General features: G+C 75.7%; 3 protein-coding genes. 2 read left to right on the top strand and 1 reads right to left on the bottom strand.

Features of this window, described 5'->3' with window-relative positions:
- The first annotated feature begins 154 nt into the window (after positions 1-154).
- Positions 155-2,587 (top strand): right-handed parallel beta-helix repeat-containing protein, encoded by a 2,433-nt coding sequence (locus tag ND486_RS10105; protein ID WP_251784036.1) that lies wholly within the window; start codon positions 155-157, stop codon positions 2,585-2,587.
- 28 nt (positions 2,588-2,615) lie between these two features.
- Here the strand turns inward: ND486_RS10105 and ND486_RS10100 are convergent, their stop codons facing one another.
- A complete protein-coding gene (locus tag ND486_RS10100) occupies positions 2,616-5,276 on the bottom strand; it encodes an AAA family ATPase (RefSeq protein WP_251784034.1) in 2,661 nt (886 codons plus the stop codon).
- 212 nt (positions 5,277-5,488) lie between these two features.
- Here ND486_RS10100 and ND486_RS10095 point away from each other — a divergent pair, with 212 nt between their 5' ends.
- Positions 5,489-8,206 (top strand): LuxR C-terminal-related transcriptional regulator, encoded by a 2,718-nt coding sequence (locus ND486_RS10095; RefSeq protein WP_251784033.1) that lies wholly within the window; start codon positions 5,489-5,491, stop codon positions 8,204-8,206.
- Positions 8,207-8,211 lie beyond the last annotated feature (5 nt).

Raw genomic sequence — 8,211 nt, 5'->3', positions numbered from 1 at the left:
CCGGTTCGCGGGGGATCTCCCCCGTGGGGCGCGCGTGGGGTCCCGTCGCCGCTCCGCGGTGCCGGGGCCCGCACTAGACAGGGGAGGACCGCCGGAACCGACTCTGCCGAAGGGGTGCGATGGAGCCGCGACGCCGTACGGGACCGGTGCCGCGATGAGCGCGGCGCTGGCCGTCTCGCCGATGGGCGGGTCCGGACACCGCAGCCTGGCCGAGGCCGTGGCCGCGGCTCCGGAGGGTGCCGTCGTCAGCGTGGCGCCCGGCACCTACACCGAGCCCCTCGTGCTGCGCCGGGCGATCACCATCACCGCGGAGGAGGGCCTTGGCACCGTCCGGATCGCCCCGCGCGAGGGTGTCGCGGTGGTGCTGGCCGGGCCCCCGTCGGCGACCGCGCAGCTGTCCGGGATCACCGTGCAGGGCGCGCCGGGCGTCGTCGCCGCGGTGCTGGTGACGAGCGGGGCGCTACGGCTCACCGAGTGCACCGTCGCCGGCGCGGGCTGGTCGGCGGTGCTCGCCCGCGACGACGGCGCCGTGCACGCCGGTGACTGCACCCTGACCGCCCCGGCGGGCGCGGGGGTCGTCGTCAGCTCCCCGGTGGGCAGCTCCGTGTCGCTGAGCCGCATCACCGGCGTCGGCACCACGGCGGTCGTGGTGGCCGGGGACGGCGTGCTGGACCTGACCGCGACCCGGATCGACGACCCCGCCGGCAACGGCGTGTTCGTCCACGAGCGGGGCCGCCTCACGCTCTCTCGGACCTCGGTGACCGGGGCGGGCAAGCCGGCCGTCGCCGTCGAGCAGGACGGTGCCCTCACCGCCTCCGACCTGCAGGTCACCGACGCCGCCGGGGTCGGCCTGTACCTCGCGAGCAGCTCGTCCGTGCAGCTCGACGGGGCCGGGATCGGACCCTGCGGTGCTGCCGGTGTGCACGTCGACCACGCCTGCCGCCCGCAGCTGCGCTCGGTCACCGTGCGCGGCGCCACCGGGGCGGGTCTGCTGTGGACCGGCAGGGCCTCGGGCACCGCCACCGGCTGCACCGTCGGCTCCACCACGGGCGACGGGCTGCGGGTGACCGGGCGCAGCACCCCCGAGCTCGACGCCGTCGAGACCGCTGCCGACAGCGGCGCCGGCGTCGTCGTCGACGACGGCGCGGACCCGTTCCTGCGCCGGCTGCGCGTCCTGGACGCCGGGACCTGCGCACTGGTCGTCTCCGGCGGCGCCCGAGGCCGGCTGGAGAACGTGGAGATCGAGCGGGCCGGCGCCGACGGCGTGCGGGTCACCGACGGGGCGCGCCCGCAGATCGACGGGCTCACCCTGCGCGGCGCCGCCGGGTCCGGTGTGGCCGTCACCGGCGCGGCGTTGTCGCTGGCCGACTGCCACCTGTCGGCGGTCGGCGGCGACGGCGTCGCCGCCGGTACCGGCGCGGACCTGACCCTGCAGCACTGTCGCGTGGCGGGCGCCCCCGGAGCGGCGTTCCGGCTGGGTGCGGGCTCCGGCGGCACGCTGGAGGAGTGCACCGCCGGCGACGGCGGGGCGGACGGTGTCGTCGTCGCCACGGCCGAACCGGTCCGTCTCCTCGGCTGCACCGCGCAGGGCAACGCAGGCGCCGGTCTGCGGGTGACGGCCCCTGCCGCGTCGCTCACCGTCGAACGGCTGACCAGCCTCGCCAACGGGATCCCGGACGCGCCGGGGCCCCGGTCCGGTGGTCCGGCCGCGGCGGCCGCCGGCGGCCCGCAGGAGGCCGTCGCCTCCGCGCCGGGTGCGGCACCGTCCCGGCGCCCGGCCAACGACCCGCTCGACGCCCTGCACGCACTCGTCGGGCTGGAGGGGGTGAAGGCCGACGTCACCTCGCTGGTGAACCTCAACAAGATGGCCAAGCGCCGGGTCGACGCCGGGCTGTCCGCCCCGCCGATGGCCCGCCACCTGGTGTTCGCCGGCGCGCCGGGCACCGGCAAGACGACCGTCGCCCGGCTCTACGGCGAGGTCCTCGCCCGCCTCGGGGTGCTGCGGTCCGGGCACCTGGTCGAGGTGGCGCGCGCGGACCTGGTCGCCCAGATCATCGGCGGCACCGCGATCAAGACCACCGAGGCGTTCACGAGCGCGCTGGGCGGGGTCCTGTTCATCGACGAGGCGTACACGCTGTCCAGCGGCCGGGGCGGCACCGGCCCCGACTTCGGGCGCGAGGCGATCGACACCCTGGTCAAGCTGATGGAGGACCACCGGGACGACGTCGTCGTCATCGCGGCCGGCTACTCGAAGGAGATGCAGCAGTTCCTGGAGGCCAACCCGGGTATGGAGTCCCGCTTCAGCCGGACCATCGAGTTCGCGAACTACGACGCCCCCGAGCTGGTCACGATCGTGCGCAGCCAGTGCGAGCGCCACGACTACCGGCTCGCCCCGGAGGCGGAGCAGGCCCTGCTCACCTACTTCGAGCAGATCCCGAAGGACGGCACGTTCGGTAACGGCCGGACCGCCCGCCGGGTGTTCGAGCGGATGGCCGACCGGCAGGCGTCCCGGCTCAGCGCCGGCGGTGCCGTGGCTCCCGCCGACCTGACACTGCTGACCGCGGATGACCTCGAACTCGCCGTCTGAGGCCGTCGCGCGCCGGGGGCACGACCGGTCAGCCGGTGAACCCGCGGTCCTGCATCGCCGTCATCAGCTCGGTCCGCGACCGGTAGCCGGCGCGGGCGAACATCCGGCCCAGCCGGCCCTCCACGCTCTTCTCGCTGACCTGCAGGATCGTGGCGATCGTGCGGTTGCCGAAGCCCTGCCCCACCAGCAGCCCCAGCAGCCGCTCGTTCTCCGCCACCACCGTGGTGCGGCCGGGTACGGTCACGCCGGCACGGGTCATCTGACCGCGGACCCAGTTCCGGCACAGCAGGGCGCCGAGGTCCCCGAAGAGGTCGTAGCACTCCCACAGGTCGTCGGGCCCCACGAGGTCCTGCTCGCCCAGGATGCCGATGACCGTCGCCAGCTCGAGCGGGAGGCCGCGCTCCCGGGCGATCCGCAGGCAGCTCTCGACGGTCGTCGGGTGGCGGTCGACGAGCGAGCGGACGAGCAGGAGGTACAGCTCGGTCCGCGAGGTGCCGAGCACGTCGTGCAACCGTTCCAGCGCCCGGCCCGCGCGCCGCGCGCCGTCGAGATCGCCGCGGGCCATGGCGATGCGCGCGATCTGGAGGTGGCTCGCGTCGGTGCCGATGAGGATGCCGCGCTCCTCCGCGTCGGCCACCGAGCCCTGCAGCCGGTCGACCGCCTCGTCGAGGTCCCCGACGGCGACGTCGGCGACGGCGCGCGGGGCGGCGAGCAGGTGCCGCAGCGAGGACTTCGCCGCGATCGCCTCGTCCAGGAACTCCCGGGCCCGGGTGATCTCGCCCCGGGCGAGCAGCAGGAAGGCGTGGTGCTGCTGCATCAGTTCCAGGCCCGCGTCGTGCCCGACGACGAACCCGCCGACGCGGTAGCGGCGGGCCAGGTCCTTGGCCTCGGCGGTCCGGCCCTCCAGGAACGCCAGCGAGGCCCGGTCGGACAGGCTCAGCATCTCCGGGGTCAGGCCCTCGTCCGCCATCAGCCGGCGGGCCCGGCCGACGTCGCTGAGCAGGAGCAGGAGTGTGACCAGCCCCTGGGTGAAGGCCAGCCGCCGACGGGCGGAGTTGTCGGCCGGCCACAGCCCCCGGTCGGCGAGCAGCGTCTCGAACGTCCCCGGACGCCCCGCCCCCAGCTCGGCCATCATCGAGAGCGTGTCCCCGAGGTAGGAGGTCGCCCCCGGTCCGCGCCACGCCCACCGCGTGTCGTCGAGCAGCTCCAGGGCGTCCCGCCACCGGCCGAGCATGAACAGGGCCAGCGCACGCCACGAGGACCGCGCGGCCACGTCACCGGGGAGCTCGCGGCGGCCGTGGGCGATGGCGCGGAGCCCGTCGAGGTCGCCGAGGCTGCGCATCGAGCCGAGCATCGTCGCACCGGCGTCGACGACCCAGTGCTCGGGCAGGACGTCGCCGAGCTCGTCCAGGACGGACTCGATGGTCGTGACGGCGGTGGCGTAGTCACCGGTGCGGTAGCAACTGGTGGCGTACATCCAGCGGGCCATCGCCTCGTCGGCGCGGTCGGGCGACAGGTCCGCGGCGGTCAGCCACCAGGCCTTGGTCCGGTGCGGGTCGTCGGCCGCGCGGATCGTGGCCCGCTGGACCAGCTCGGAACGGGCGCGGTCGGTGTCCAGCAACGCGCCCGCCTCGGCGATGCGGTCCGTGAGGTAGTCGGGGTCCTCGGCGTGGGCGACACCCGTCCACAGGGCGACGACGGCGGTGACGGCCACCCAGCGCCGCTCGTAGGGCCGCAGACAGGCCGCGAGCTCGACGGCCACCTGGGGGACCGGGAAACGCCAGCCGTCGTCGGCCCCGCCACGGTGCAGCACCCCGGCGTCGACGAGCTCCTCGAGGTGCTCACGGGCCTCGTCGACGTCGATGTCGAGGCTCGCGGCGAGCAGCCGGGGCAGCGCGGGCCCGAGGGGTGCGAGCAGGGCGACGGCGGTCGCGACCGGCCACATGGCGGGCCCCAGACGGCGGACCGGACGCAGCAGCGGCCCGTCCGGCCGGGGCCCGGGCTCCGGTCCCGGGCCGAGATAGGCGTGCCGGTCGGAGATCACGACCCGGCCGCCCGCCGACAGGCTCCCCAGCAGGTCCAGCACGGCCTCCGGCACCCCCCGCGTCCGCTCGAGCACGAGGTCGACCAGCTCGGGTGCCGGACGGCTGCGCAGCTGCTCGGCCAGCAGCCTCGCGGTCTGCGCCCGGTCGAGCGGCCGCAGCCGGTGCGAGTCGAGGACGCCGTCGCGGCGCAGGGCACGGACCACCGCGACGAAGGGGCGCAGGAATCCGGGGACGGGTGTCTGGACGGTGAACACCGCCCGGACACCGGCCTCGACCAGGGACGGCACCAGCGCGGCGAGCACCGCGACCGAGTCGGGGTCGCTGCGGTGCAGGTCGTCGACGAGCAGCGTCAGCCGGTGCCGGTCGAGCACCATCGCGATCGGTGCCGCCATCCGGGCGGCCAGGGCGGGGGAGTGCCGCGCGCCGTCGACCGGGTGCAGCAGCGTCGGGGGGACCCGGGCGAGCACCGCCGCGCTGCCGTCGATCACCGGACCGTCGGGGGTGTAGCGCAGGCGCAGGACGTCGCCGCCCTGTTCCCCGACGCGGGCGGCCAGCCGGTCGAGCGCGGCCGTGCGCCCGATCCCCGGCGGTCCGTGCACGAGTGCCGAGCGGGTTCCGTCGTCCGGAAGGTCCGGGACGGGCAAGGGTGCCTCCACAGGGCGGTCGTCGACGACGGTGCGACGGGGCGAGGAACTCCTCGCACCACGGGACGACGAGCGGACTTCGGGCGGGGACCACGCCGGCCCCGGATACCGGTCCCGGCGGTGCCGACCGGGAACCTGCTGTCGAGCGTACCGTTTCGCGGCACATGTCATGATCTTCGCAGCCCGCGAGGCCGCACGACCGGGACGGTGACATGAGCAGGGAACAGATCGAGTTCTGTGGTCGGGACGAGGTGCTGGACGCCCTGCGAGGCACGCCGGAGGCGTCGCTGACGGTCCTCCGTGGACCCACCTCCAGCGGACGTACCGCCCTGCTCACCCGGATCGGTGACGAGCTGCGGGAGTCCGGCTCCACCGTCCTGTTCGTGGACGCGGACCGCGACCACGCCGGCTGGGACCGGTTCGGGGTCCGTCCGCTGCTGGGCGCGGTCGGCCGGTCCTTCGAGCAGCTCGACCCCGGCCCCGAGCTGCCCGGAGCGATGAGGTCGGTGCGCCGCCTGGCCACCGCCGAGACCTACGAGTCGATCGCCGGCCGTTCCCGGTTGCGCGCCGAGACCGGTCGTCTCCTCGCCGCGGTCGGGACGCGGGGTCCGGTCACCCTCGCCGTCGACGACGCCGACCACGTCGCGGCGCCGCTGTTCGTGCTCGCGGAGGCCCGGCGCGCCGGGCACCGGGTGCTCGCCGCGATGCGGTCGGTCCAGCTGCCGACCGAGCAGGTCGCCGAGGTCGGCGATGCCGCCGACGAGATCGTCGACCTCCCGATGCTGTCGGACGAGGCGTCGGTGGAGATCCTGCGACGGGCGGCAGGCGGCCCGGTCGACCCGGGACTCGTCGACGCCCTGCGGGACGCGCTGGGGCTGCTGTTCGGGTGTCCGGGGACCCTGATCCGCACCCTGGCCGCGTTGCGCGAGGACGACCGGGTCGTGCGCGTCGACCGCACCCTCTGCCTCCGCGACGACCGCGCGCCGATCGGGCTCCCGGCCGGCCACTTCCTGGTGGGAACGGTGCGCTCCGCCGGCCGTGCCGCGGAGGAGCTCGTCGCACTCGCCGCCGGGCCCACCGGGCTCCGGATCGCCGACCTCGACGCCGTCGCGGGGGCCACCGGACGGACCGCGGTGGGGTGTGGTGCCCTCGTGGACGCCCTCGCCGCCGAGTCCGCGCTCGAGTGCGACTTCCGGGGTCGGCTGACCCCGCTGTGCCGGGCACTCGGGACGACGGTGCGGGCCGGGCTGGGGGAGGACGCGCTGCGCGACCTGCACGTGCGGATCGGTCGCCGGGTGCAGTCGACGGTCGGGCTCAGCAGCCGTGACGACCTGTCCGCACTCGCCGGCCACGTCGCCGCGGCCGGGACCACGTGGCCCGTCCGGCAGCGGCTGACGGTGGTGCTGCACGACGAGGCCGTCCGTCTCGCCGACAGCGACCCCGACCTCGCCATCAGCCACCTCCGTAGTGCGTGGCGGCACGCGGGGCCCGGACACGGCCGCCGTCGCGTGCAGGCGGAGCTGGTCCGCGCGACCAGGGCCGCCGGCCGCTTCGACGAGCTGGCCGACTTCGTCGCCGACGCCGTCGACGAGGGTGGGTACCGGACGACGGGGTCGCGCACCGAGCTGGCCGCGTCCGCCGCGCTCGCCGCCCTGCATCTCGGCCGCCGGGTGAGCACGCCGGTCCGCTCGGCCCTGTCGGGGATCGGGGACCCCTACTGTCCGCTGCAGCTCTGCGAACGGTGGTGGCGCGGTGAGCACCTCTCGATCGGTGAGCTGGTGCAGGGCTTCGCGCCGCTCGCGCCGGGCGGGCCGGTCCTCACACTGCGGGACCTGTCCGCGGACTCGCTGCGGGTGCCCGCGGACGTACGGCACGCGTTCTCCCGGCGACGGCTGGTGCCGATGCTCCGGTGGCTGCTGGGTCCCGACTACCGGCCCCCCGCCGACGGTCCGTTCGCGGCGTTCGAGCGGATGATGGTCGCCTACGGTGACGGGCGCTGGAACCGGGCGCTGTCGGCGGCGCGGGCGCTGCAGACCCAGGAGTCCGCGGACGTGGTCTCCCGGCCGTGGGCGGCGCTGGCCGCCGCGGCCGTCCACCGTTTCCGGGGCCGGGAACGGCGCGCCCACGCGTGGGCACGGACGATCCCCGAGACCGACCACACCGACACCGACACCGCCGTGCCCGCGCTGCGCGAGTGGGCCGAGGCCCGGCTCGCCCACACCGGCGAGAACGCGCTGGAGGCGCTGCCGGCGACCTGGGCGGTGTACAGCGGCGAGCTGCGACGCGGTTCCCGGGGGCCGCACGCCGGGGAGGTCCTGAACTGGCTGGCGATGCTCGCACGCAGCAGCGGCGACGACGGCTGGCGGCGCCGGATCGGGGAGGCGGTCGAGGAGGCGGTGGCCGTGGAACCGGAGTCGGTCGGCCCGGAGTACGGCGAGCTCATCGAGGCGATGCTCCACGACGACCCGGCGGCGGCGCGCCGGGGCGTCGCGTGGTGGCGCGAACGGGGCAGTCTGCCGGACCTGGCACAGGCGTGCCTGCAGGCCGCCGACGTCGTCGGGCCCGAGGAGGCGGAACCCCTGCTGCACGAGGCACTCGCCATCGCCGACGACCTGAAGGCGACCCGGATCCGGCGGTCGGTACGGCGGGCGATGTCGCGGTACGGGATCGCCGTCCGGACCCCGGAGCTCGGCGAGCAGCGGCTCTCCGAGCTGGAGATGCAGCTGGTCGGGCTCATCACCGAGGGCCGGTCGAACCGGCAGATCGCGGCCCGGATCACGATGAGCGAGAAGACGGTCGAGAACCACCTCACCCGGCTGTTCGGCAAGACCGGCTGCCGCAACCGCCGTGAGCTGGTCGTCGCGAACCTCGCGGGCCGCCTCACCGGACTGGGTCCCGAGCCGTGGGAGCCCGGTGCCGGACCCCGTTAGAGTCC

It is taken from the genome of Pseudonocardia sp. DR1-2, assembly GCF_023717215.1.
Lineage (GTDB): Bacteria > Actinomycetota > Actinomycetes > Mycobacteriales > Pseudonocardiaceae > Pseudonocardia > Pseudonocardia alni.
The sequence above is the reverse complement of the archived record's forward strand: the minus strand, read 5'-3'. Positions and strand labels throughout refer to the sequence as shown.